At 70.1% G+C, this 26,229-nt stretch carries 17 protein-coding genes and 1 pseudogene; 11 read left to right on the top strand and 7 right to left on the bottom strand.

The genetic code is table 11. The features are described 5' to 3' along the window. The gene (locus tag ACNAYW_RS03875; RefSeq protein ID WP_415848433.1) at positions 1–2,763 is read right to left on the bottom strand and encodes a DUF1156 domain-containing protein; all 2,763 of its coding nucleotides are present in this window, start codon (positions 2,761–2,763) and stop codon (positions 1–3) included. A gap of 132 nt (positions 2,764–2,895) precedes the next feature. Then, positions 2,896–6,300 (bottom strand): helicase-related protein, encoded by a 3,405-nt coding sequence (locus ACNAYW_RS03870; protein WP_415848432.1) that lies wholly within the window; start codon positions 6,298–6,300, stop codon positions 2,896–2,898. 170 nt (positions 6,301–6,470) lie between these two features. Between ACNAYW_RS03870 and ACNAYW_RS03865 the strand changes: the two genes are divergently transcribed. The 3 genes from ACNAYW_RS03865 to ACNAYW_RS03855 are packed head-to-tail and all read left to right on the top strand — an operon-like array spanning position 6,471 to position 12,144. Next, positions 6,471–7,973 carry a DUF3375 domain-containing protein gene (locus tag ACNAYW_RS03865; protein ID WP_415848431.1) on the top strand — a complete coding sequence of 501 codons (1,503 nt, stop codon included), beginning with the start codon at positions 6,471–6,473 and terminating at the stop codon, positions 7,971–7,973. A 2-nt stretch (positions 7,974–7,975) separates the two neighbouring features. Further along, complete coding sequence (locus ACNAYW_RS03860) at positions 7,976–8,785, top strand: DUF4194 domain-containing protein (protein ID WP_415848430.1); 810 nt, start codon at positions 7,976–7,978, stop codon at positions 8,783–8,785. After that, positions 8,782–12,144 (top strand): ATP-binding protein, encoded by a 3,363-nt coding sequence (locus ACNAYW_RS03855; RefSeq protein ID WP_415848429.1) that lies wholly within the window; start codon positions 8,782–8,784, stop codon positions 12,142–12,144. Before ACNAYW_RS03860 ends, ACNAYW_RS03855 begins: the two co-directional genes overlap by 4 nt. Positions 12,145–12,171: 27 nt before the next feature. On the opposite strand, the gene ACNAYW_RS03850 is transcribed toward ACNAYW_RS03855, so the two are convergent. Then, the gene (locus ACNAYW_RS03850) at positions 12,172–13,137 is read right to left on the bottom strand and encodes a helix-turn-helix transcriptional regulator (protein WP_415848428.1); all 966 of its coding nucleotides are present in this window, start codon (positions 13,135–13,137) and stop codon (positions 12,172–12,174) included. 150 nt (positions 13,138–13,287) lie between these two features. Here ACNAYW_RS03850 and ACNAYW_RS03845 point away from each other — a divergent pair, with 150 nt between their 5' ends. From ACNAYW_RS03845 to ACNAYW_RS03810, 8 genes and pseudogenes are all read left to right on the top strand, one after another. After that, positions 13,288–14,253 (top strand): cyclase family protein, encoded by a 966-nt coding sequence (locus ACNAYW_RS03845; protein WP_415848427.1) that lies wholly within the window; start codon positions 13,288–13,290, stop codon positions 14,251–14,253. Positions 14,254–14,345: 92 nt separating this feature from the next. After that, positions 14,346–15,786: pseudogene (locus tag ACNAYW_RS03840) on the top strand (AMP-binding protein); the annotation flags it as partial. Positions 15,787–15,792: 6 nt separating this feature from the next. Beyond that, a partial coding sequence (locus ACNAYW_RS03835; protein ID WP_415848426.1) for a PIG-L deacetylase family protein occupies positions 15,793–16,602 on the top strand: 810 nt, incomplete at its 5' end. Positions 16,603–16,633: 31 nt separating this feature from the next. Then, positions 16,634–17,245: a TetR/AcrR family transcriptional regulator gene (locus tag ACNAYW_RS03830; RefSeq protein ID WP_415848425.1), complete on the top strand. Its 612-nt coding sequence runs from the start codon at positions 16,634–16,636 to the stop codon at positions 17,243–17,245. 28 nt (positions 17,246–17,273) lie between these two features. After that, positions 17,274–18,512, top strand: a complete 1,239-nt coding sequence (locus tag ACNAYW_RS03825) for a glycosyltransferase (protein ID WP_415848424.1) — start codon at positions 17,274–17,276, stop codon at positions 18,510–18,512. A gap of 39 nt (positions 18,513–18,551) precedes the next feature. Next, positions 18,552–19,841, top strand: coding sequence for a prealbumin-like fold domain-containing protein (locus ACNAYW_RS03820; RefSeq protein WP_415848423.1), 1,290 nt, complete (start codon positions 18,552–18,554; stop codon positions 19,839–19,841). Then, positions 19,841–20,437, top strand: a complete 597-nt coding sequence (locus tag ACNAYW_RS03815) for a class F sortase (protein ID WP_415848422.1) — start codon at positions 19,841–19,843, stop codon at positions 20,435–20,437. Before ACNAYW_RS03820 ends, ACNAYW_RS03815 begins: the two co-directional genes overlap by 1 nt. A gap of 25 nt (positions 20,438–20,462) precedes the next feature. Then, on the top strand, positions 20,463–21,257 hold the full coding sequence (locus ACNAYW_RS03810) for an SDR family NAD(P)-dependent oxidoreductase (RefSeq protein WP_415848421.1): 795 nt from the start codon (positions 20,463–20,465) through the stop codon (positions 21,255–21,257). A gap of 36 nt (positions 21,258–21,293) precedes the next feature. Here ACNAYW_RS03810 and ACNAYW_RS03805 read toward each other — a convergent pair whose 3' ends face one another. From ACNAYW_RS03805 to trpB, 4 genes are all read right to left on the bottom strand, one after another. Continuing rightward, a complete protein-coding gene (locus tag ACNAYW_RS03805) occupies positions 21,294–22,922 on the bottom strand; it encodes an ABC-F family ATP-binding cassette domain-containing protein (protein ID WP_415848420.1) in 1,629 nt (542 codons plus the stop codon). Between the two features lie 114 nt (positions 22,923–23,036). Beyond that, entirely contained in the window at positions 23,037–24,227 is a 1,191-nt protein-coding gene (locus ACNAYW_RS03800) for a GGDEF domain-containing protein (protein WP_415848419.1), read from the bottom strand. Continuing rightward, positions 24,211–24,990 (bottom strand): tryptophan synthase subunit alpha, encoded by a 780-nt coding sequence (gene trpA / locus ACNAYW_RS03795; protein ID WP_415848418.1) that lies wholly within the window; start codon positions 24,988–24,990, stop codon positions 24,211–24,213. Before trpA ends, ACNAYW_RS03800 begins: the two co-directional genes overlap by 17 nt. Next, the gene (gene trpB, locus ACNAYW_RS03790; protein ID WP_415848417.1) at positions 24,987–26,213 is read right to left on the bottom strand and encodes a tryptophan synthase subunit beta; all 1,227 of its coding nucleotides are present in this window, start codon (positions 26,211–26,213) and stop codon (positions 24,987–24,989) included. The genes trpA and trpB overlap by 4 nt, the downstream gene beginning before the upstream one ends. Positions 26,214–26,229: the final 16 nt, after the last annotated feature.

Here is a 26,229-nt window from a genome sequence, read left to right as displayed (position 1 = left end):
TCAATAGTCTCCCTCGTCGAAGTCGAGTGCACCCTGCTGCGCAGACGCCTCATTCACGGACCGTGCCACTTCGAGGATCTCGGGCCAGGTTGTGACCAGTGTGTTGAAGCTGAGCGCGTCCTTCGTCCACCCGTTGCCTTCAGCAATACGGAACAGGAGGTGAGCAAGCTCCTTGACCAGGTCGGCCTCAACCGCGCCATCGGGACGCCCCAGTGCGCTCTCGAGAAGGTCACCGGCTGGCGCGATTCCGTCTCGCTCCAGCACCTTTATTGTGTGGTGGAGCACCTCCCAGTTGCTGGTATGCAGGTCTTTGAGAACGTCATAGTCCCAGGCCAGGTCAATCGGCCTGATCAGCTGCACGTTGCCAGCGCGACTCGTAAGGATTGCGTCGCGGTCCATGGCTTCTACGCTGGTATTGCGAGCACGGGCGAGGTTGTCTGCGTCACCGAATTTGCCCACGCCATAGCCATACTGGCGATACCAGGCAACGGCGAATCGAGACGTCGGATCGAAATCACCCTCTTGCTCGTTTAGGACCTGATCCAGGATCTCGTTAATCCGAATTAGAGCTGAACGTACAGCCATTGGCGAACCATCGGCCTCGATGACACTCGAGTAGCGACTGAACACCGCCATCCCAGGACCGATAGCGGCCTGAGGCAAGTCGACCGGCGCAACCTGCCCCTGCTGAAGTCTCCGCAGGGCGTCGGGCAGCTCTGCCGTCAACGCATCGATCAGACCGCGGCGATCTGTGGTCGGCGCGTCAGCTGGCCTCGGGCGCAGAGAAAGAACGATAGACGAGGCCAGCGCGTTGGACCCAACATCCCGAGACCTACCCCCGCGCTCACTGCGAAGTGGCCACGTGGAGGTGATCTCCCAGCCCGATTGAATCATGCCATCAAGGAGGGTCTCCCAACCGGTTGAGGCCTCACCGCTCTCGTCAGCCTCGGACTGTTTGAAGGCATAATAGACGGTGATGGGTAGATCGGCATGAGCTGCTGCCCTGGCATGGGAAAAGACCTCGCGGAAGCCTCGCTCAAAGAACGCCTCGGCGCCCTTCCTTCCCTCATGCCGATAAGGATTTGCGACCAATTCCTCGACCTTCGGAACGAGCATGGTCGAGAGCAAATCGGGATAAACGCTTCGGAGCGAGCGTCGAAGCCAGACATAGAAGAAGTCCGAGAGGTCGGAGTAGTCGATGTTGTCATAGTAGGGCGGATCAGTGCTAACGACGGCACCGTCGAAGCTGCGACTCGTCGCTGATATCTGCGAGACCGTCGCCGGCACGGACCCGACGAGCGCTTCCATCCCCTGACTCACCACCTGTACGCAGCGTTCCCAAGACCCCCCAACCGAACAGAACGGGTTCACCTCGGGATAGTCCCAGACCATGGGGATGGCCTGGAGTGCGAAAAGGTTCTTCGGTCGGTCTTCCTTTGGATACCAGACCGCCAAAGTGTTACTGAAGTCCGCTAGTTTGTCCACTGCGAACGCAAGGAACGTCGCGACAGCATCAGCGTATAGGTCCGATCCTCCGTCGACTTTTACCTGTTTCCTCGCCTCTGAGATGAGATCACTGAAGGTCGTCAATGCGACCAGTTGCCGGTTAGAAAAAAGGTCCGACCACTGGGTCATTCCATACGCCTGAACTCGGAAACCGAGCGCTTCGTCGGGCAGCTCAGCGTCAGGCACATCGTCGGGGCGCTCAATGGCGGCGCAAGCCTCGTGTTCCGGCGTCACCGGAAGGTAATGTCGCTGCCGGTTGCCTTCAGCAACCAGCGCGGTAAGTTGGGCGCCGATGCGCCCCTTCTTGCCTTGCTCCCGCACATAGGCGAGCGGGGCAACTGTCGAACACGCCACACATCTCGCTCCCGACTTCGAGGCGGTGCCGTCTTCCGAGCCAGACGGTCCCCCACCTTTCCCTTGACAAACCGAAAACGTCACCCGGAGTCCGGAGGAATCGGCCGCGTCGACTACCACAGACGGGGAAAGAAATACTTCTTTGCCCCTTTTCTTACTAAGCCACCACGAACGCGCGAGCGGCATAGTAATCGCGCACGCCGGGTTCGGGCACCTAACTGTCCGCACCCACATCCAAGCAAGGACCGTCGCGGGTGCTCCGTCTCCGAGCTCGACAGCAGGAAAGTGGTGTCCGATCCGCTCTACGGCTCGATCACGAATCCAAGAACCGTACGCGCGGACGTCCGCAGCAAGGCCGTCCGCTCCTGTCCAGGTTCGAATCTCCGAGTCTGCCATGCCAGGGAAGACGGGTGGGCACCCTTTGAAATTCGGCGGAATTTCAATCAAAGCCTTGTTGAGGAGGACCGCAACGGGGTTGAGATCCGATGCTTCAGCCTCCAGGCCGAGCCTCTGGGCCTCAAGGGGAATGGTGCCTCCGCCTGCGAACGGATCAAGGATTCGCGGTGGTCGACCGGCGGTCGACTTCAAGATCTCTCGATGCGCTTCCGCGAGGAGACGCTCGTCCCTCGCATTCTCCCACACGACCAGGCGCTCGAGAATTGAATGGAGGCGCTCCCGTTCATTGCGTTGCTCCGACTCAGTCGGGAATTCCTCCGGCAATGCCGACGGATCGTCGACAAGTTGCGCAAAGATTACGGCGCGGGCGGCGGCCAGCGGACGTTGAGCCCACCACTTGTGAACCGACGAAGGGTTGCCACGGTAAATGTAGTTCTCGCGTGTTGACTCACGGTTGATCGCCTCCAGCGGCAGGGCCACCTCAATCAATTTTCGCTTGTGCACCATAGTTCCTCGTACCTCTGAGCCCGAGACGTCGGGCGACCTCGCCGGCAATGCGGCGCGTATACCTATGCATGAACTTACCGTGGGGTTCCGTCCGCTTGAGAGGAACGCGACTGGTCCGTGGGATCAGGAGCATCAGAAAGGCGCTTCTCCCTTAGTCCAGGTTTTGACCCAGTCACCCCGGATGCCTGTGGCCTCGAAGTCGCCGAGGTCGGTCGTCGCAAATGGGTCGCCGTGGTAGCGGACCTCGTCGTACTGCGCGCCGCGAGGGTCAACCCGGACGAGCGCCAGCCGGTAGCGCGGAACAGCGTTCTTACCGGTCATGACCTCGTTGTGGGTCACGAAGAAGTCTCTCGAACCCTCGATCCGTGCCTTGACCTCGATCCGGTAGGTGTCACCGTTTGAATCCGTCGAAAGGATATCGAAACCGGGGTTGTTGAAGGGTTGCTCGATAGGTTTGCGGCCGAGTTCTCGCTCCCGTGCCATTACCAGTTCGACACCGCGGCGTTCGACCTCCTTCGTCTCTTTGGCGTGCATCGGCGCCATGGCCGGGATGTCAGTGTCGAGCTGGCCGATTGGCAGCACCAGGGCCGCCGTAACGATGCGCGGCGGCTTCGTCGACATCAGCCGCTGCTGGTCAAGCAGCGCTAGGCGCTTGCGCAGCCGGCCATCCAGCTCCACTGCTTTGCGGTTGAGGCTATCGGACGACTCCTTGGGCTTGTCGCCCTTCTGTTCCTTCTCCGAAGCGACTGCAGCATCAAGCAGGAGCCGTTCACTTTCAGAGCTGAGTCGATTTGTGACTAGGTCGCGGGCCTTGTCGAGCTCGGCGAGTCGCCGCGGCTGTACCTCTTTGAGGTACTCCGGCAGCTGGTTGGCAATGATCCAGCTCAGTGCCCTGTCCTCGGCATCGCCGAGCCACTGAAGTCCGCGGGCCGCAGCAGGCCCAGTTGGCGCGGCGACGCAGTCGAGGTAGGGCGCGGGGCCGGCCTGGCTGACGGTTCCGAACGAGTCGACGTACGCATATCCGAACCGCTTCGCCACAGTATCACCCGTCGCGTCGGTGACTTCTTCGACGACACCCACGAGGAGTTGTGGCTCTTCGAGCGTCGATGAGACAAGCACGGTTCCCTGGTTGAGAGCGCCGCCGAAGCTACGGATCGCCTCGGCCATGACGGCGTCGTGCAGCGGGTGGCCAGGTGCAAGTAGGTCGGCGCGGCTGAGGTCGCCGGGTTGGGCGTGGCTGAGGTCGAAGGTGACCCGGTCGTACTTGGTAGCTATCGGACCCGTGCCCGCCGAACGGATGCGCTGCGGGACGTTTGCGATCTCGTATCGACCCCGCTCGCGCTTGACGATCCGGCCGCCGAGTTTGGTAAACGCTGCCCTGAAGGCGAGTTCGATGTAGTGCGGCTGGAGCCGCCGTGCGCGGGCCTCGTCCATCGCCGCGCGAAGGGCATGCAGGTCGGCGTCAGCGATGTGCTCTGAGGCGAGCGCGCGCTCGTCAAGGAGTCCTTTGAGTCCTTCGCCGACGGAGGCGTCGATGACGTCGTGCATCTTGGCCTTCACGTCAGCCCGTTCGCCGTACTTAATGGCATCAAGGAGCAGGCTGCGTAGCGGCGTTTCGCTGAAAGCTTCGCCGAGGACGTCGAAGACCTTGCCGCCGTATGTCTCGCGCATTTGGTCGAGCTTCTCCAGCAGGCGCGTGAATACCTCGCCCTCGCGGGTGTTCGCGGCGACGAGGTTCCACAGCCGGCAGACCTCCTCCTGCCCGATGCGGTGAACGCGGCCAAAGCGCTGCTCAATGCGGTTAGGGTTCCATGGCAGGTCATAATTGACCATGAGGTGCGCAGCCTGAAGGTTGAGACCCTCCCCTGCGGCATCTGTGGCGAGAAGAAACTGACAATCGCGATTCTTCGTGAATTCCTCGGTTATCTGGCGGCGATCCTGGCGGCGTACGCCTCCGTGGATTGCCCGGACCGCTTCGGGCCTCCCGATCAGTGAGCCGATTCGGCCCTGCAGATAGTCCAGGGTGTCGCGATGCTCGGTGAAGATGATGAATTTGCGCGGCGAACCGTTCCTGTCTGTGAGAAGGGCGTTGTCCTGGAGAATGTTCGATAGTTCGGTCCACTTGCGGTCCGTGCCAGCCTCGCGAACCAGACGAGCGGTCTTGATGAGGTCGGCTAGTTCGAGGAGTTCCGCGTTGAGTTCCGCGACGGTCTGGGACGCGGTCGCTGAGTCCATGACGTCTTCCTCGAACTGCTCGAGTTCTTCAGCGTTGAACTCACCCTCGTCGATGTCTGTGATGTCGAAGGTGGGCTCGGAGTCCCTATAGGTGCCGTTCTCGATCTCGAGTTTCTTACGCTCGAGGCGATCCGCGCGACGGACGAGGCTCTTGTAGATCGCCTCGGGGCTCGAGGCGAGGCGGCGCTGGAGGACCGTGAGCGCGAACCCCACCGTGTTCTTACGCTTGCCACCAATGCGCTCGGCACGATTCATGCCCTCGCGAACGTAGTGGGTAACGTCCTCGTAGAGGTCATATTCGAGCGCGGTGAGCTCGTAGGGCACAGTTTCTGCGATGCGCTCAGGAAAGAGCTTCTTACCCTCGAACGTCAGGAGCTCCTCCTTCACCATGCGCCGCATGATGCCGCTGACATCCGCGCTCGTCTTCTGCTTGCCCTCGAAGCGGTCGCGGTCGATCAGGGTGAGGAACAGCTGGAAGTCCTCCTCCTTGCCCGAGTGAGGCGTTGCCGTCATCAGGAGGAGGTGGCGGGTGATCTGGCCGAGGATCTCGCCGAGAAGAAAGCGCTTGGTCTTGCGCAGTTCCCCGCCGAAGTAATGGGCGCCCATTCGGTGCGCCTCGTCGACGATGACCAGATCCCACTCGGTCTCCTTGAGCTGCGCCTGGAGTTGCTCATTGCGGGAAAGTTGATCCATCCGAGCGATGAGCAGCGGGTTGGACTCGAAGACATTGAAGTTGGCGTTTGCGTCGATAAGCTGGTTGGTCAACAAGTCGAAGCGCAGCCCGAACTTGAAGAAGAGTTCGTCCTGCCACTGTTCGACCAGTCCTCCCGGAGCAATGATCAGGCACTGCTTCACGTCGTCACGAAGCAGCAACTCCTTGATGTAGAGGCCAGCCATGATCGTCTTGCCCGCGCCCGGGTCATCGGCGAGTAGGAAGCGGAGCGGCGTGCGTGGCAGGAGTTCGCCGTACACGGCGCGGATCTGATGTGGCAGCGGCTGGACGTCGCTGGTTGCGACGGCAAGCATAGGGTCGAACAGTCCCGCGAGGGAGATTCGCTGAGCCTCCGCGACCAGCTTGAAATCACCCGCGTGGGCGTCGAACGCGCGGCTGCCGCTCTGGGCGATGCTCAGCTTGCCCTCATCCTTGCGAAACACGACCTGCTGGCCGAGGCCACCTGATGCAGTCTTGTACGTCAGCTCAAGCGCGGACGTGCCGTGCCACTGCGCCGCGATCACGGTGATCACCTCGGCGGGTATGAGACCGTCGATCCGCAGACCGGCTTTCAGCTCTTCAAGCTGCACGATTGAACCTCCTGATTACTCGACCCGAACGCTACCCGGCACCACCGACATATTGGACACCGCCAGGACAGACTGAGGACTTGTTCCGCAAGCCGCGGGCAGGTGCCGTCCATGCCATCCCGGTGTCCGTCGATACACTGGACCGTCGCATACGCAAGGGGAGGTACACGATGGCGCAGTCGGCCGCGCAGCTGTACGCCGCGTTCACGGACAACGCCGACAACGACGTCGCGCTCCGGCTCCTCCGCTCCCCCCACGCCGTCGCCTACCTGGCGCTGATGGCGGCGCGGCTGGGCACGGGCCCCGTCGACGCGGAGGACCTGGGTGACGCGCTCACCGTCGACCTCCAGTCGCTCGCGCACCACTTCACCGAGCGCGCCCGCCCCGTCCCCGCCGGCGCGGACGTCCTCGACCAGTGGGTCAAGCACGGCTACGTCTCCCGAACCCTGGACGAATCGGATCGCGAGGTCATCCAGCTCACCCGCGGCGCCACGACGGCCCTCGGCCAGGTGCAGGCCGTCTCGCTGGACCGCAACGTCGCCACCGAGACCGCCCTCGAGCTGGTCACGGCGCGCCTGTCCGCGGTCGCGGTCACCGTCAGCGCCGATCCGGACGATCACCTCCGCGCCCTGGACCAGCAGATCGCCGAGCTCACCCAGCGCCGGGAGGCACTGCGCCAAGGCCTCATCCCCGAGTACGACCGGGACAAGGTGGTCGACGACCTCAAGATCGTCAGCTCGCTCGCCGAGCGCATGCCTGCCGACATCCTGGGCTACGGCGAGAAGCTGCGCGAGCACACCCGCGCGCTCCTCACGCACGGCCTCGACGCCTCCGACTCCACCGAGGCCGAGGCGTACGCGAAGACCCTGCAGCGCCTCTTCGACGGCCACGACGAGCTCGCGAACACCCCCGAGGGCAAGGCCTTCGACGCCTTCTACACGCTGCTCTCCGACCACCGCCTGCGCCGACAACTGGAGACCTCGGTCGCGTCCGTGGTCACCGAGGTCCAGCTGCCCGACGACCTCCGAGACTCCCTCACCGGCTTCCTCGACCGCATGTGGATGCAGGTCCAGCGCGTCGACGAGATCCGCGGCCAGGTCTATCGGCGCATCAACACCTTCGTCAAGGACGGCGACTTCCTGCAGTACCAGTCGCTGCGCGCCCGCATCACCGAGGCGCAGCGCGCGGCCGTCGACGCCTTCGACGCCGCGTCGGCCGGCCGCGACACCGGCCTCGCGGTGCCCATGACCGCGGTCGACACCAGCTCCGTCGGCGCGCTGCGGTTCCACGACGGCATCGTCACCCTGCCGCCCGAGGTCCGCGAGACCTCCGGCGAGTTCACCATCGACCCCGCCCGCCTCGTCGGCCGTGAGGCGATCGACTGGGACGCGCTCGCCGCCGCCGTCAACGAGGCCGTCAGCACGTCCGACGGTGCCGACATCACCGAGATCCTCGCCACGATCGACGCGCCCCGCGCGGGCGACGTGGTCGGCGTCTGGTCGCTCGGCGCGCGGTACGGCACCGTCGACGCGGAACGGTCCGTCACCGTCGTCGCGCACACCACACGGGGGCCCCGCGAGCTGACGGTGCCGCACGTCGCGTTCGCCGCCGCGCTCCCGCCCCTGACCCCCGCCTCGGCCGCGCCCGAGCCGACCACCCTGTTCGAGGAGTGACCGTGACCGACGAGACGCAGCTCGACGAGACGCTGGACGTGCCCGCCGACGAGGGCCTGCCGGAGATCGACCTCGCCGACTTCAGCATCGCCGACGACGAGGCCGTGAAGTCGCTCCGCGGCGCCGACACCGCGCCCCGCTTCGACGGCGACACCTCCGCCCTGCCGAACTCGGTCTGCTACGCGCTGCAGGAGCTGATCGCCGCGCCGCACGTCTCGGCGCGGTCGAAGAACTGGGCCGTGATCGAGGCCGAGGAGACGCTGCTGCGCAGCCGGCTCTCCGAGCTGAACCTGCTGCTGGAGATCAACCGCGAGACCAAGCACGCCTTCACCCGCCAGGTCAGCGAGAACGATCCGCGGCAGCGGAATCTGCTGCGCGCGCAGAGCCTCTCGCTCGCCGCGTCGGTGCTGGCGCTGTTCCTGCGGCTCAAGCACCTCTCCAGCCCGGACGAGACCGCGGTCGTGGAGCGGCAGGAGATGATCGATCACCTGCTGACCTTCCGCCCCGCCCGCGACACCGACGAGGCCGGCTTCGTGAAGAAGGCCGACGCGGCGATCAACCAGCTGGAGACCCGGCGGCTGATCCGCCGCGTGGGCACCAGCGACCGGTACGCCGTGCACTCGGTGATCGCCTCCCTGCTCACCCCCGAGCAGGTGGACCTGTACACCGCCGCGTACCGCGACCTCGCCAGCACCGATCAGGACCTGGGCGAGGCGGCGGCGCCCGTCGACGGGGCGGACGAGCCGGACGGCGAGGACGGCACCGTCGAACCGGAGGCCCAGCGCGAGAACGAGACCGAGGAGCAGCAGTGACCCGCAGGCATCTCGGCCAGTACCGCCTCACCCGCCTGCAGGTGGTCAACTGGGGCACCTTCGACGGCTACAAGGACTTCCCCATCGACGAGCGGGGCGTGATCCTCACGGGCCCCTCGGGTTCCGGCAAGTCCTCGCTGATGGACGCGCACTCGGTGGTGCTGCTGCCGACCTACGACCAGTCGTTCAACGCCTCCGCCGACATGACGGCCAAGGGCGCCAAGCGGGCCGCCCGCTCCATGGCGGACTACGTACGCGGCGCGTGGTCGGTCAACGACGACGAGCACCAGCAGTCCAAGGTCCAGTACCTGCGCGGCGACTCCGCCACGTGGTCGGCGGTCGCGGCGACCTACGACAACGGCGCGGGCAACGTCACGACCGCCGTGGCCGTGAAGTGGTTCCCCGGTTCCGGCACCGACGGCGCCTCGCTCAAGTCCTGGTACCAGATCCACTCCGGCGGCTTCGACCTGCTCGACCTGCAGGACTGGGCGACGGCCGGCTTCGACACCCGCGGCTGGCGCGCGCGGCACAGCGGCGTCGAGTCCTTCGACACCCAGGCCGCGTACCAGGACGCGCTGCGCCGCCGCGTGGGCATCGGCACCTCCAGCGCGGCGCTCGCGCTGTTGGGCAAGGCGAAGGCGATGAAGAACGTCGGCGATCTCGACGCCTTCATCCGCACGTACATGCTCGACCGGCCGCAGACCTACGCCCGCGCCGAGCGGCTGGTGGAGAACTTCACCCAGCTCGACGAGGCCTACCGGGCCGCGGCCCGCGCCGAGGCCCAGGAGAAGGTCCTGCGGCCCATGCCGGAGGCCTACGAGACGTACCGCTCCGCCACCGTCGGCACGACGCGGGCGGCCGACCTGCTCGGCGCCCCCGTGCGGTCCTACCTGCGCGGGCACAAGCTGCGGCTGCTGCAGGAGCAGATGGACCGGATCGAGGGCGAGCGCGCCGCCACGGACGCGCAGATCGCGCGCTGGGAGGACCGGGCCGAGGAGCGCAAGATGCGCTACAACGACCTCCTGCACCGGCTCCGGCAGGAACAGGGCGAGGTGGGCGTGCTCGAGGCCGAGCTGCAGTCCCGCGAGCTGCAGACGCAGGCCCGGCAGCGCGCCTACGAGCGGTTCGCCGCGGCCGTGGAGAAGCTGGGCGAGCGCGCACCCGAATCGGCGGAGGAGTTCGCCGCGCTGCGCGAGCAGATCCCCGGCATCCGCGACCGCGCGACCGAGGCCGCGGAGGCCCTCGCCGCCCGGGTGCACTCCGCCTACACCGACGAGTCCGACGCGCGCCGGGCCGTCAAGTCCGTCGACGACGAACTGTCGGTGCTGGACCGGCGCGCCTCGCTGCTGCCGCCCGCGCTGCTGGACCAGCGCGACGTGATCGCCCGCGCCACCGGCGTTCCCGCGGAGGAACTCCCGTACGCCGCGGAATTGATCGACGTGAAGCCCGCCGAGCAGGCGACGTGGGCCGGCGCCGCCGAGCGCGTGCTGCGTCCGCTGGCCACGACGCTGCTCGTCCCCGCCGCGCACCAGCGGGCCGTCGCCGACCACGTCAACGCCCACCGCGTGCAGGGCGTGCTCACCTACCAGGTGGTCGACGGTGCCGACGCCACCCGCCCGGAGCCCGGCTCCCTCGCGGCCAAGCTGACGGTGGACGAGTCGACCGAGGCCGGGCGGTGGCTGGCCGGGGCGGTCGCCCGGGCCGCGCGGCACACGTGCGTCGACTCCCCCGCCGAGCTGGAGCGGCACGAGCAGGCCGTGACCCCCGAGGGCCTGGTCAAGGGCGCGGGCGGCCGGTTCCGCAAGGACGACCGCCGGGCCGTCGCCGACCGCTCGCAGTGGGTGCTGGGCACCAACACGGGCAGCAAGCGCGAGGCGCTGCAGCGCCGCCGCGACGAGCTGGCGGCCGTGCACGCCAAGGCCGCCGAGGCGTCCGCGACCCTGCGCGACGACCTCGCCGAGCACAAGGCCGTCGCCGACAGCGCCGCGGGGGTCCTCGGCTACTCGTCGTGGGCCGAGCTGGACCACTGGGCGGCGCGGGCCGAGGCCGAGGAGCTGGCCGACCGGATCTCCGACGCCCGCTCGGGCAACGCCGACCTCGGCGAGCTGGAGCTGCAGGCCGACAACGCCTACGGCGAGCTGGCCGAGGCGCAGACCCGCATCGGCGCGCTCACCGAGACGATGAACCGCGCCGGCACCGAGTTCGACGACCTGCTCGCCGAGTTCGAGAAGATCGACGCCGAGAGCGCGCCGAAGCTGTCGGAGCCCGACGAGGACTTCCTCGCCACGGCGCTCTGGCACCTGCTCACGGCCGACGAGGCCAAGCCCCGCCGCCTCACGCTGGACACCTTCGGCGAGGTGCGCGCCGACCTCCGGGCCGAGCTGGAGCGCCAGCAGGCCGCGGCCACCGCGGAGCGCGACGCCGCCGAGGCGCGGATCGTCCGCACCGCCGAGCAGTTCCTCCGCGAGTGGCCCGACGCGTCGACCGAGCTGTCCGCCGACGCCGCCTCCGCCCCCGATTTCGTCGCGGTCCACGAGAACCTCGTCGCGCACGGCCTCGCGGCGGCGACGGAGAAGTTCCGCCGGCTCATCACCACGGACGTCAGCCACTCGGTGTCCAACCTGTTCAAGGAGGTCGACGACACCCACCGGGCCATCACCCGCGGCATCGCCGACGTCAACGCGGGCCTGCGCCGGGTCGAGTTCAACGAGGGCACGTACCTGCAGATCGCGTACGCCGCCCGCCCGACGCCGGAGGCCACCGAGTTCGCGAAGCTCGTCGACGACATGGTCCGCGACGCACCCGCGGCCAAGCGGGCCGAGCCCGCCGCGATGGCGGCGCAGTTCAAGCGGATCCGCGGGCTGGTGCTGCGCCTGACCGGCGACGACCCGGAGTCGCGCCGCTGGACCGAGAACGTCCTCGACGTGCGCACCGGCTACTCGTTCTACGGCCGCGAGAACGCCGTGGGCGCCGAACCGGACGCCCCCGCGGTGGTCACCTACCGCAACACCGCGACCAACTCGGGCGGCGAGCAGGAGAAGCTGGTCGCGTTCTGCCTCGCGGCCGCGCTGAGCTTCGCCCTGGGCAGCCACGGCATCGACGGGTCCAACGAGCCGGCGTTCGCGCCGCTCATGCTCGACGAGGCGTTCAGCAAGTCGGACGAGCGGTTCTCCGCGCAGTCGCTGCGGGCCTTCGAGCAGTTCGGCTTCCAGCTGCTCATCGCGGCCCCGATCCGCATGGTCGGCATCGTCGAGCCCTTCATCGGGCAGGTGATCCTGGTGGACAAGCAGGTCACGCCCGACGGTGCCCGCTCCGACGCCCGGTACGCCACGTTCGGCGAACTCGCCCCGTCGCGCTGACCGGTCCGCGGACCCCGCGCGAACCCGTCAGTGCCCGCGTCGGTCCGCGGTCGCCGCGCGGTGCGCGCGCGGCGACCGCCCGAACCGGCGGCGGAACGCCGTGCTGAAGGCGCTCGCGGAGCCGTAGCCCACGGAGTCGGCGATGAAGCCGACCCCGCGCGCGGCCCATCTGGGGTCGGCCAGCCGGTCGCGGGCCAGCTCGAGACGCTCGCCGCGCACGGCGTCGGAGAACGTCTCGCCCGTGCGGGAGAGCACCGCCTGGATGTGCCGAGCCGACCAGCCGACGGCCGCAGCGACCCCGGCGAGGCTGAGGTCCGGCTCGGTGGCGTGCGCGCGCACGTGGCGGAGCACCGCGGCCCGGACCTCATCGTCGGCGGTGCCGGCACCGTCCGCCTCCCCGCTCGCGGCGAGGCAGAACAGGTCCACGGCCCGGTCACAGGCGGCGTCGAACTCGGCGGCGGTGAGCTGCTCCCGCTCATCGATCAGCGCCGCCGCCAGGTCCCGCGTGACGCGGCCGAGGCCGCGACCGCCGCGCAGCCGCACGCCCTCCTTGGCGACCGAGCCGAGCGTCCGGGAGACCCGATGCTCGGGGATGAGCAGGGCCAGCGCCGAGGCGTCGTCGTCGTGCGCGAGCACGAAGGGCGAGTCGATGGAGACGAGCACCATCTCCCCCGGCAGCAGGGCGCCCTCCGTCACATCGCCGCCGACGTGCAGCGCGCCCTTCAGGGGCATGAACAGCTCGTAGTGGCCGCGCGGGTCGTTGCGGATGCCGCGGGCGTCGCGGCGCACGTGCTCGCGCTGGCTGGTCCAGGAGACGAGCTGGTACTCCTCGGTGCGCTGGCGCAGCACGTCGCCGCGGTAGCCGTCGCCGTCGAAGGAGATGTCGAACTCGCCGTGGACGCCGCTGCACCAGTCGCGCCACGCGCCGTGCGCGCGGGAGCCGGTCAGTCGCCGCTCGGCCCCGGTGACCAGGCCGTCGATGGTGTACGGCACGCCCTGCTCCTCCCCTCCCGCGGCGCGTGCGCCTGCGCGAAAGAACCGTGCGCGCGGGCGAACGTTCCGCCGTCGCGCGCTTCCTACCTTCGATTGTGACACGCGTCACCACCGGGCCGGGCCCGGTGCACCATCGACGGAGGAGAACCGATGACCGAACAGACCGTGACCGCGCCCGCCCTCGGCGACCTGCTCGCCGAGGCACCGTCGAACTGGGGCAAGTGGGGCCCGGACGACGAGGTCGGCTCGCTCAACTACCTCGGCCCCGACCAGGCGATCGCCGCCGCGGCGCTGGTCCGCAGCGGCAAGGTCTTCACGCTGCAGCGGCTGATCGGCGACCCGAAGGGCGACCCGGTGTGGCCGGGACGCAGCCCCGCGGTCCGCACGCAGATCATGGACGAGGCCACCTGGGACGGCGCGGAGGCACCGCAGTTCCCCGGCGGCCTGCACTACGCGGACGACAAGATCGACGCCTTCCTGCAGGGGTCCACGCAGTACGACGCCCTGGGCCACGTCTGGTACGACGGCAAGCTGTGGAACGGCTTCGACGCGCGCACCACCGTCGGCGGGATGGACGTCGCCAGTGTGGAGCCGATCGCGCAGCGCGGCGTCGTGGGCCGCGGCGTGCTGCTCGACATGGCGCGGTTCCGCGGCAAGGAGCACCTGGACACCGCGGAGACCTTCGACCACACCGACCTCGAGGCGTGCGCCGCCGCGCAGGGCGTGGAACTGCGCCCGCGCGACGTGCTGCTCATCCGCACCAACTACCTGCAGCTGTTCTTCGAGCTCGGCGACGCCTTCTACGAGGGCTTCTGCGAGCCGGGCCTGCAGTACAGCCCCGAGCTGGTGCAGTGGTTCGCCGACAACGAGATCCCGAACCTGGTGACCGACACCATCGCCAACGAGGTGACCACCGACCAGAACAACGGTGTCGCGCTGACGCTGCACTGCGCTCTGATGCGCAATCTCGGCGTGGTCTTCACGGAGATCACCGACCTCGAGGCCCTGGCCGCGGACTGCGCCGCCGACGGCGTCTACGAGTTCATGTACACCGCGGCCCCGCTGAAGATCGCCCAGGGCAGCGGCGCGCCCGTCAACCCGGTCGTGGTGAAGTGACCGCGACGACGGGATCCGCGCAGCGGCCGTGGCTGGGCCGGTACGCGTCGCTGCCCGCGGAGGTGGACATCGCCTTCGACAGCGCGCTCGACATGTTCCGGGCGGGCGTCGCGAGCCACCCCGACCAGGCGGCGATCCGCTACTTCGACGGGACGATCACCCGCCGCGAGCTGGACGAGCTGACGGACGCGCTGGCGGCGGGGCTGCTCGCCGAGGGCTTCGCCCCCGGCGACCGGCTGGCGCTGTACCTGCAGAACGTGCCGCAGTTCGTGATCGGCATGATCGCCGCCTGGAAGGCCGGCGGGTGCACGGTGTCGATCAACCCGATGAGCCGCGCCCGGGAACTGGAGAACCTGCTCCTCGACTCGGGTGCGACCGCCCTCCTCGCTCTCGACGACCTGTACGAGGACGTCGCGCGCGACGTGGTGCCCGGCACCGCGGTCCGCACGGTGTTCACCACCAGCGGGCTCGACCTCCAGAGCCGGGCCGATCCGCGACTCTTCCCGGCGCCCCGGCGCGCGACACCGGACGGGGCGACGGACCTCCTGGAGTTCGTCGCGGCGCACCGCGGCGAGGCCCCGCCGCCGGTCACCCTCGCGCCCGGCGACACCGCCTTCCTCACCTACACCTCGGGGACGACGGGCAAGCCGAAGGGCGCGATCAACACCCACCGCAACGTGGTCTTCACGGCCACCGTCTACCGGGACGCGGCGACGTTCGCGCCGGGGCCCGACGCGGCGGTGCTGGCGATCGCTCCCCTGTTCCACATCACGGGCCTCATCGGGCACATCGCGCTGAGCCTCCTCGCCCCGATGCCGATGATCCTGGCCTACCGCTTCGACCCCGCGGTGATGCTGGAGACGATGCGCGAGCACCGCCCCACGTGCACGATCGGCGCGGTGACGGCCTTCAACGCGCTGCTCAATCACGCCGACTACGACCGGGACGCGTTCGCCTCGCTCACGTCGGTGTACTCGGGCGGCGCGCCGATCTCCCCCACCGCCGCGCGCCGCTTCGCCGAGGCCACCGGCCGGCCGCTGCACAACGCCTACGGGCTCACGGAGACGACGAGCCCGATGACGCTGTCGCCGTTCGGCGTGGAGATCCCCGTCGACCCGGACTCCGGCGCGCTGTCGGTGGGGCTGCCCGCCCCGTCGACCGTGGTGCGGATCCTCGGGGACGACGGTGCCGACCTCCCGCTCGGGGAGATCGGCGAGATCGTCGCGGAGGGGCCGCAGGTGGTCGCGGGGTACTGGAACAAGCCCGAGGAGACCGCGGCCGGAATCCCCGGCGGCGCGCTGCACAGCGGCGATGTGGGCTTCATGGACGAGCGCGGCTGGGTGTTCATCGTCGACCGCAAGAAGGACATGATCAACGCCTCGGGCTACAAGGTGTGGCCGCGCGAGGTCGAGGACGTCCTGGCCGAGCATCCGGCCGTCCGCGAAGCGGCGGTCGTCGGCGTGCCCGACGAGGTCCGCGGTGAGACCGTCCGCGCCTTCGTCAGCCTGATGCCGGGCGCGGAGGCCGCCCCGGNGGCGNGCCCGGCGGCGGTGGAACTGCTATACAGAGCGCATGGCCTCGGTCGTCGCGCTCAACGCCCACCCCGACGACGAGACGCTGCTCGCGGGCGGCACGCTCGCGCGGTTCGCGCGGGAGGGGCACCGCGTCGTGATCGTCGTCGCCACCGACGGGATGATGCGCGGCGACGACGAGGCCGAACCGCGCCTGCGTCTCGACGAATTGTCCGCGGCCGCCGCGGAACTCGGTGTCCACGAGGTGCGGTGGCTGGGCTACGCCGATAGCGGGCACGGCGGGGAGCTGTACCCGGACCCTCCGGGACGTGTCCGGCTGGTGCGCGCCGGCGTCGAGGAGCCCGCGGAACGACTCGCGGACATCCTGCGCGAGACCTCCGCCGACCTCCTGCTCGGCTCCGACGAGGCCGGCGGGTACCGGCACCGCGACCACCTGGCCGTGCACCACATCGCCCGCCGGGCGGCGGAGCTGACCGGCGTCCGGCTCGCCGAGGCGACGGCGCCGCGCGAGTCCATCCTCCGCATCCTGGCGCTGGCGGTCCGTCTCCGATTCCTGCGCCCCGAGCACCTCGACCAGGCGCGCACCTGGTTCACGCCCGCGGCGGAGATCACGCACCGCATCGACGTGCGCAGGCACGTCGCTGCCAAGCAGCGCGCGCTCGCGGCGCACCGCTCCGAGATCGCGAAGCCCGGGGCCGTCCCGCGGATCCTGCGGCTGGTGCTGCGCCTGCCCGCGTGGACGCTCGCTCCGCTGTTCGGCACCGAGTACTACCTGGAGCCGGCGGGCGCCACGTCGCCGGTGGACCGGCTCCTCTGACACCGTTGATCAAGTGATCTACAATTAGATCATGCGATCTACGGAGACCTTCACCGAGCAGGCCCGCCGCGCCCAGATCACCGCGTGCGCCATCGATGCGATCGCCGAGCTCGGCTACGCCCAGGCCTCCGTCCGCAAGATCGCCGACCGCGCCGGCGTCGCGATGAGCGTGGTGCTCTACCACTTCGGCGACAAGGACAGCCTCATCACGGCGGTCGTCTCCGAGTGCTACCGCACCCTCTTCGAGACGATGGTGCCCGCCGTCGACGCCGCGCCGACCGCCGCCGGCAAGCTCGAGGCGCACATCCGCGCGCACCTGGGCTACCTGAGCACGCACCCCGCGCACCAGCTCGCGATCACCGAGATCGGCAACGGCTTCCGCGGCAAGGGCGGTATCCGGCTGTGGGACCTGCCCGTCGATCCCGAGCACGACGGGGCCCGCGCACGCGTCGAACTCGAGGCGATCCTGGGCGCCGGCGTCGAGAGCCGCGAGTTCCGCCCGCTCAACCCCGCGTCGCTCGCCTCCGCCATCCGCGGCGCGATCGGCACCGCCCTGTTGCGCCGCCTCGTCGACCCCGCGTTCGACGTGGCCGGCTACGCCGACGACCTCGTCGACGCCTTCCTCCGCGCGTGCGCACCCTGACCCGCATCCCGGCCCGGAGCGAGGCACCATGGCCCACGTCCTGATCGCCACCTACGGCTCGCGCGGCGACACGACGCCGCTCGCCGGGCTCGGCCTGCGGCTGCAGCGCGCCGGCCACGCCGTCACCATCACCACGAACACCGAGCTCGCCGCCGAGACCTCCGCCCTGGGCCTCGACGCCCGTCCCGTCGACGTCGATCTGGGCGAGCCCTCGGCCGAGCCCTCACTCGGGGACGCCATGGCGCTGGTCAAGCCCTCCGGAATCGGGCGACTGAGCCGCAGCCTGCTCGACGCCGTCCACGACGTCCCCGCCGACGTCGTGCTCATGACGCCCTTCGCGGAACCCGCGGGCCAGGCCCTCGCCGAAGCCCGTGGGGTCCCGGGGATCCCGCTGCGGCTGCAGCCGATCTCCGCCACCCGCGCGTTCCCGCCGAGCCTGCTCGCCGCGCGGTCGGCGGGAGGTGTGCTCAATCTCGCGGCCGGACGGGCGGCGGAGCGCGCCGTCGATGCGCTGTACAACGGCGTGACCGCGGGCCTGCGCCGCGACCTCGGGCTCCCGCGGCGCTCGGCCCGCCGACTCCGGCGCGACCGCGCGGCGGCGCGGCAGCCCATCCTCGGCGGCTGGTCGCCCGCCGTGCTGCCCCGCCCCGCCGACTGGCGCCCGGGGATCGACGTCACCGGCTACTGGTGGTCGCCCGAGCCGGCGGGCTGGGCACCGTCGGCCGAACTCGCCGCCTTCCTCGAGGACGGCCCGCCGCCCGTCCTCATCGGCCTCGGCTCGCTGATGGTCCCGTCCGCCGAACGCGACCGGCTCTCCGCGGTTCTCGACGAGGCCCTCTCCCGCGCCGGCGTGCGCGGGATCGTCCAGTCGGGCGGCGCCGGGCTGCGCGTCCCCGAGCGGGAGGGCGTCCTGAACCTCGGCGCCGTCCCGTACTCGTGGCTGTTCCCGCGCGTCGCCGCCGTCGTGCACTCGTGCGGCGCCGGCACCGCCGCGTCCGCCCTCCGCGCCGGTGTCCCGACGGTGCCGCTCCCCTCGCCCGGCGCGGATCAGTTCTTCTGGGCGAATCGGGTGCACGCCCTCGGCGCGGCGACCGCCCCGATCCCGCGGACGAAGGTCACGGTTTCCGACCTCGCCGACGCGATACGTACCGCCGTGGACGATCCGCGGTATCGCGCCGCCGCCGGCGCCCTGAGCAGCGCGATCGCTGTGGAGGACGGCGCGTTCGCGGTGCTCGCGGCGGTGGAGCGGGCCATAACGATCTCGTAACAGGGCTAACGGAATCCGCGCCGCGTCGCGATCTCCCTCATGCCGGCGGACATCGCCGCAGGGGGAATCGACAACGAGGAGGCCGCGATGCGGAACCCGAACCGGAGGAACCGGATCCGAAGCGCGCTGACGCTGCCGGCCGTGCTCATCCCGATGCTGGGCCTGGTGCCCGCCGTCGCGGGGGCCGAGCCGACCACACCGGCGCCGGCGCCCGTCACGACGCAGGCGCCCGCCACCACGACGACGACCTCGCCGCCCGCACCCACGTCGCCCCAGAAGCCGACGACCACCACGCCGGCCCCGACGCCGAGCACCCCGGCGACCACCCCGTCACCGACGATCACGCTCCCGACCACGCCGCTGCCGACCACCACGACACCGCGCCCGCCCGGCCGCCTCACCACGGCCGCGGTCCAGATCATCGACGCGAAGACGCAGGGTATCGGCGTCCCCGGCGCCACGGTGCGGGTGCAGGGCTGCACCGGCGGCCCCGCGGCGACGCTCGCGCACAGCGGCGCCACGACGGTGACCGGCCCCTGCGTCCGCGCCACCGTCGAGAACGTGCCGACCAACTGGCACCTCGTCGGCCCGTCCGTACAGACCAGGACGTCGAACGCGGGGCGCGTCGACTTCCTCTTCAGCCTCGAGCGCGGCGGCATCGTCCCGCCGACCTCGACCACGCCGCCGCCGAACCGGCACGTCCGCTTCACCCTGGCCGCACGCGATCAGGACGGCCGCGGCGTCGCCTCGGAGTACGCGGTCGCGGAGTGCGACACGTGGCGGCCGCTGGGCGGCGCGCGCACCGACAGCGCCGGGAACGGCGGCGGAACCTTCCCGCGCGACTGCGTCAGCGTCGTACCGACCGCGTGGCCGTCCTCGTGCGTCCTCCTCGGGCCGAACGCGTACGCCCGCGTGGAGGGCAACGGCGTCAACCGCCTCGCGTTCCGCTTCCGCTGCGGCGTCACGATCCCGCCCGGCGAGGTGGAGACGAACGGCACGCTGGTCAAGACCGACCGCATCACCGGCGCACCGCTCCCGGGCGCGTCGTTCGTGATCTCCCGCTGCGGCTCCGACGAGGCCGTCCGCGCCGTGACGACGGGCGAGAACGGCGTCGCCGCCTTCTCGCTGCCGTCGGGCTGCTACCGGGCGATCGAGACCGCCGCCCCGGCGGGCTACGTCCGGGACGCCGCGGCCGTCGCCTTCGAGGTCCGCCTGACGCCGCAGTTCCAGGTCCGCGTCACGAACTCGAAGATCGGCGCCGGCCCCGTGGTGCGCAACCTCGAGACCCGCGTCCCGATCGCGTCGATCCCGTCCGGACGGACCGCCTGATGCTGCGCCGCACGGGGTCCCTCGGCGTCGCCGCAGCGGCGGTGCTCGCCCTCGCGGGCTGCGGGAGCACCGTCGAGGGGACGGCGGCGGCACCGTCGTCCGACCCGAGCGCGCAGAGCGATCTGCGGCCCCCGGTCAGCGCGACCGCCGCGGAACCGACGGCGCCGGTCGCGGTCACCGTCGACGGGGCGCAGGCCCCGGTCGACGCGGTCGCGACGGACTCGCAGGGCGCGCTGTACCCGCCGACCGACGTGAACCGGCTCGGTTGGTGGGTGGATTCGGCGCTCCCGGGATCCGGGGCCGGGTCGGTCGTCGTCACCGGCCACGTCGACGACGCCCGGCAGGGCGCCGGCTACGCCCGGCGCTTCTCCGGCCTCGCCCGGGGCGCCGAGGTCACACTGACGGGCAAGGACGGGGCGGCCGTCCGGTACCGGGTCACCCGGACCGCCTCCGTGAGCAAGGGCGTCCTCCCGACGGACGACCTGAACCGACTCGACGGCCCCGAGACCCTGATCCTCGTCACGTGCGGAGGGAGGTTCATCGGCCCGCCGCTGGGGTACGAGAACAACGATCTCGTCTACGCGGAGCGCGCCTGACGCCTCCGCGGTTAGGGTCGAAGGCATGGAGATCGATCTCAGCGGACGGACGGCACTCGTCACCGGATCCACCCAGGGGATCGGGCTCGCCATCGCCGCCGGACTCGCGCGGGCGGGAGCGCGGGTGGGCATCAACGGCCGATCGGAGGGCCGCGTCGGCGGCGCCATCACCGCACTGCGCGAGCAGGTGCCGGGCGCGGAGCTCGTCCCCGTCGTCGCCGACGTGACCGTCGAGGTCGAGGCCGAGCACGCGGTGTCCGAACTCGGGCCGGTCGACGTCCTGGTCAACAACCTGGGCGTCTTCGGCGCCGAGGATCCGCTCGAGGTCACCGACGAGGAGTGGCGCCGCTACTTCGACGTGAACGTCCTTGCGGCGGTGCGGCTCACGCGCCTCGTCCTGCCGGAGATGATGGACCGCGGCTGGGGCCGCGTGCTGAACATCGCGAGTGACTCCGCCATCGTCATCCCCGCCGAGATGATCCACTACGGGGTCTCCAAGACGGCCCTGCTCGGCGCCTCCCGCGGCTTCGCCAAGGCGGCCGCGGGCACGGGCGTCACGGTCAACTCGGTGATCGCCGGCCCGACGCACACCGGCGGCGTCGAGGACTTCGTCTACCAGCTGGTCGACAGGAACCTGCCGTGGGACGAGGCGCAGCGCGAGTTCATGCGCCTGCACCGCCCGCAGTCGCTGATCCAGCGGCTCATCGAGCCCGAGGAGATCGCGAACATGGTCGTCTACCTCAGCTCGCCGCTGGCCTCCGCCACGACGGGCGGCGCCGTCCGGGTCGACGGCAGCTACGTGGACGCCATCCTGCCCTGACGGGCGCGCCCGACGGCATCGTCGGACGGGACGGGGTCACGCGAGCTCGATGAGCTCCTGGTACTCCTCGTTCCAGTGATCCTCGGTGCCGTCGGGCAGCAGGATCACGCGCTCCGGGTTCAGCGCCTCGGCGGCACCCGGGTCGTGCGTCACCAGCACGACGGCGCCCTCGTAGGAGCGCAGCGCCTCGAGCACCTGCTCGCGGCTGACCGGGTCCAGGTTGTTGGTCGGCTCGTCGAGCAGCAGCACGTTCGCGGCCGACGAGACGAGCCCGGCCAGCGCGAGACGCGTCTTCTCACCGCCGGACAACGTGCCCGCGGGCTGCTCGAGCTGCGGGCCGGTGAACATGAACGCGCCCAGCAGGCCGCGCAGGTCCTGCTCCCCCGCGTCGGGTGAGGCGTGCCGGATGTTGTCCCACACCGAGGCCTCGTCGTCGAGTGTGTCGTGCTCCTGCGCGAAGTAGCCGATCTTCAGGCCGCGGCCCGGTTCGAGGCCGCCGGTGTCCGGCGTCTCGACTCCCGCGAGCAGCTTGAGCAGAGTGGTCTTGCCCGCGCCGTTGAGCCCGAGCACCACGACGCGGGAGCCCTTGTCGATCGCGAAGTCGACGCCGGTGAAGATCTCCAGCGAGCCGTAGGTCTTGGTGAGGTTCTTGACCATGAGCGGCGTCTTGCTGCACGCGGCCGGCGCGGGGAACTTGATCCGCGCCGTCTTGTCCTCGACCCGCACGTCGTCGAGCTCGTTCATCATGCGTTCGGCACGCCGGAGCATGTTCTGCGCGGCGACGGCCTTGGTCGCCTTCGCGCCCATCTTCGCGGCCTGCACCCGCAGGGCGCCCGCCTTCTTCTCGGCGTTGGCGCGCTCGCGGCGCCGGCGCTGCTCGTCGGTGGCGCGGGCGTCGATGTACTTCTTCCAGCCCATGTTGTAGACGTCGGCCTCGCCCCGCACCGCGTCGAGGAACCACACGCGGTTCACCACGTCGGCGAGCAGGTCCACGTCGTGGCTGATCACGATGAGCCCACCGTCGTGGTTCTGCAGGAAGGTGCGCAGCCACCCGATGGAGTCGGCGTCGAGGTGGTTGGTGGGCTCGTCGAGCAGCAGCGTGGTGTCGGACTTGCCACCGGAGCCGTCGGAGGCCGCGAACAGGATGCGAGCCAGCTCCACGCGGCGGCGCTGACCGCCCGAGAGGGTGCGCAGCGGCTGCTCGAGCACGCGCTCGGGCAGGGCCAGGCTGTTGCAGATCCGCGCCGCCTCGGACTCGGCGGCGTATCCGCCGAGCGAGGAGAACCGGTCCTCGAGGTTGCCGTACTTGCGCACGGCGGTGTCGAGCTCGTCGCCGACCAACTCGGCCATCCGCACCTGCTGCTTGGCCATCTGCGCGACGATCTGATCGAGTCCGCGCGCCGAGAGCACCCGGTCCTTGGCGAGCACGTCCAGGTCGCCCTCCCGCGGGTCCTGCGGCAGGTAGCCCACGTCGCCGGAGGAGATGATCCGCCCGGCATAGGGCTCGCCCTCGCCGGCGAGGATCCGCATGGTGGTGGTCTTGCCTGCGCCGTTGCGGCCGACGAGGCCGATCCGGTCGCCCGCCTGCACGCGCAACTGGTCGCCCGGCGCGGTCAGCAACGTGCGGACGCCGGCGCGCACTTCGAGGTCGGTCGCGGTGATCACAACGGGCCAGCCTACCGCCCCGGGCGCCCGGTTCTCACCTCCGTTTCCCGGTGGGTGATGCCGGTCACCGTGCTGATCGGGGCCGTCGCCGGTCGGCGAGGGAAGGCCGCCGTCTCACCCGGGCTTGGTGGTGAGGTCGCGCACGATGAGCGAATCCGACGACGACCTCTTCGCCTGGTAGAGCAACTCGTCGGCGATCTCGGCGAACTCGGCGAGGCGGCCGCGGTCGCGCGCGGGGGCGATCACCACGCCGACGCTCCCCGGGATGCGCATGTCCTCGGGGTGCGTCCGTTCGCCGAGGAGCGAGCGCACCTCGGCGACGGTGTTCGCGGCGTCCTCGGGCCCGTCCCGGAACGCGAGGAACCCGAACTCGTCACCGCCGTAGCGGCCGACGACCATGCGCGGCACCGTCTTGAGGAGGGCGGTGACCTCCTGGAGCAACTGGTCGCCCGCGCCGTGGCCATAGGTGTCGTTGTACTGCTTGAAACCGTCGAGGTCCAGCGCGCCGACCAGCACGAGCGCGTCCTCGCCGGCGCGGCTGGCCATGCGGTGACTCGCCACGCGCATGGCGCGCCGGCTGTACGCACCGGTCAGGCCGTCGACGTTCCACTCCTCCGTGATCGTGGCGACACCGTGCCGCCCCGCCTCCACGATCACCTGGATCACCACGGGAAGGCCGACCACGGTGGTGATCGCGGGCGTGGTGTAGACGTACAGGTCCAGGAGCGTCCGCCCCTCGGCGAGGATCGCGTAGCCGGTCAGTCCCCCGATGAACAGCAGTGCGTACACGCAGTGCAGCAGCAGGATCCGCCAGCCCAGGAGGAAGCCCGCGTACAACCCCATCATGGCGAGGTGCAGCGTGCCGCAGATCCGGGCCGTCGGGTCGGAGAGGATGCCGACGCCGACGCTGAGCAGCACGTCGGAGACCACCAGGAACCAGGTCGCCTGGCGCACCGTCGGCCACCGCCCCACCAGCCATCGGATCCCGAGCAGGAGGCCGAGGACGGCGACGCTCATGTGCACGATCCGGGCCGGTACCCCGTGCGGGCCCATCGGGTTGAACTGCATCACCAGTGCCAGCGGGAACATCATCATGGCGAGCAGGCCGATCGCCACCCGAAGGGCGCGGTCGGCTCGCAGGTAGCCGATCGCCATCCGGACGTACGAGAACTCCTGCTTTCCCGCGTCGCGCCACTGCCCGACGTCGGACAGCTCGCGCCAGGCGCGCCGAACCAGCCGCACCCAGGACGGGCGCCGCCGTCCGCGCCGCGCTGCCGCGGCGGAGGTCTCAGTCTCCGCGGACACCGGCGGCGAGCTCGGAGGTCAGGGAGCGCACGGCGTCGAGCGACTCACCCGCGGGCGTGACCAGGGCGGACCCGACGATCACCGCGTCCGCGTAGGCGGCGATCTCGGCGGCCTGCGCCCGCGAGCGCACGCCCAGCCCCACCCCCACGGGGATGTCGGAGACGGCGCGGATCCGCGCGACCAGCTCGGGAGCGACGTTGTCGACCGTGTCCCGAGCTCCGGTGACGCCCATCGTGGACGCGGCGTAGAGGAAGCCCGACGAGGCCTTCGTCGTCAGAGCGAGCCGCTCCGGCGTCGACGAGGGCGCCGCGAGGAAGATCTTGTCCAGCCCGTGCCGGTCGGCGGCCTCGATCCATTCGCCCGCCTCCTCGGGGATCAGGTTCGGCGTGATCAGGCCCCTGCCCCCCGCAGCGGCGAGGTCCCGGGCGAACGCCTCGACGCCGTACTTGAGCACGGGGTTCCAGTACGCCATGACGACCGGCGCTCCGCCGGCGCCGGCGACGGCCTCCGCGTAGGCGAAGATGTCGTGCACCCGGATGCCGCCGCGCAACGCGTCGTCGGCGGCGCGCTGGATCACGGGGCCGTCCATCACGGGATCGCTGTACGCGACGCCGAGCTCCACGATGTCCGCGCCGGCCTCGACCATCGCGACCACGGTGTCGATGCCACCCTGCTTCGACGGGTAGCCGCACGGGAGATACGTGACGAGTGCGGCGCGGTTCTCCGCCCGGCACTGCTCGAAGACCGGTGCCAGTGCACTCACTTGTTCTCCCCCTCGTACTCCGCGTTGCGCAGTTCCGTGTTCAGGTCCGCGCCGACCACCTTCTGGCCGACGACGTCACCCTTGTCGTCGAGCAGGCCGAACCAGGTTCCCGCGGTGTCGACGTCCTTGTCGCCACGCCCGGAGAGGTTCACCACGATCACGGCGTCCGGGCCGAGTTCGCGGCCGAGCTGCAGCGCGCCCGCGACGGCGTGCGCGGACTCGATCGCCGGGATGATGCCCTCGGTCCGGCACAGCAGCGCGAACGCGTCCATCGCCTCGGCGTCGGTGATCGGCACGTACTCGGCGCGCCCCGACTCCTTGAGCTGCGCGTGTTCCGGTCCGACGCCGGGGTAGTCGAGGCCGGCCGAGATCGAGTGCGATTCGATGGTCTGCCCGTCCTCGTCCTGCAGCAGATACGAGTAGGCGCCCTGGAAGGCACCCGGGCTGCCGCCGGTGAAGGTCGCGGCATGGCGCCCGGTCTCGACGCCGTCGCCCGCGGCCTCGCACCCGACGAGGCGCACGCCCTCGTCGGCGATGAACGGGTGGAAGATCCCGATCGCGTTGGAACCGCCGCCCACACAGGCCACGACGGCGTCGGGCAGGCGGCCCTCCGCCTCGAGGATCTGCTCGCGCGCCTCCATGCCGACGATGCGCTGCAGGTCCCGCACCATCAGCGGGAACGGGTGCGGGCCCGCGGCGGTGCCGAAGCAGTAGTACGTGGTGTCGGCGTTGCTGACCCAGTCGCGCAGGGCCTCGTTGATCGCGTCCTTGAGGGAGGCCGAGCCGGAGGCCACGGCGATCACCTCGGCGCCGAGAAGGCGCATCCGGGCGACGTTGAGCGCCTGCCGATCGGTGTCGACCTTGCCCATGTACACGACGCACTCGATGCCGAGCAGCGCACAGGCGGTCGCCGTCGCGACGCCGTGCTGGCCCGCGCCGGTCTCCGCGATGACCCGCGGCTTGCCCATCCGCTTCGCGAGCAGCACCTGGCCGAGCACGTTGTTGATCTTGTGGCTTCCGGTGTGGTTGAGGTCCTCGCGCTTGAGGTACACCCGGGCGCCGCCGGCGTGCTCGTTCAGCCGCACGCACGGGTACAGCGGCGAGGGCCGTCCGGTGTACTGGCGCTGCAGTCGGTCCAGCTCCGCGAGGAACTCCCGGTCGGAGCGGACCTTCTCGAACTCCGCCGTGACCTCCTCGATCACCGCCATCAGTGCCTCGGGCACGTGCCGTCCGCCCCAG

Origin of the sequence: Tsukamurella ocularis (assembly GCF_965138335.1) — a bacterium.
Taxonomy (GTDB): domain Bacteria; phylum Actinomycetota; class Actinomycetes; order Mycobacteriales; family Mycobacteriaceae; genus Tsukamurella; species Tsukamurella ocularis_A.
Note: the sequence above shows the minus strand (reverse complement) of the source record. Positions and strands in the feature narration are given on the sequence as shown.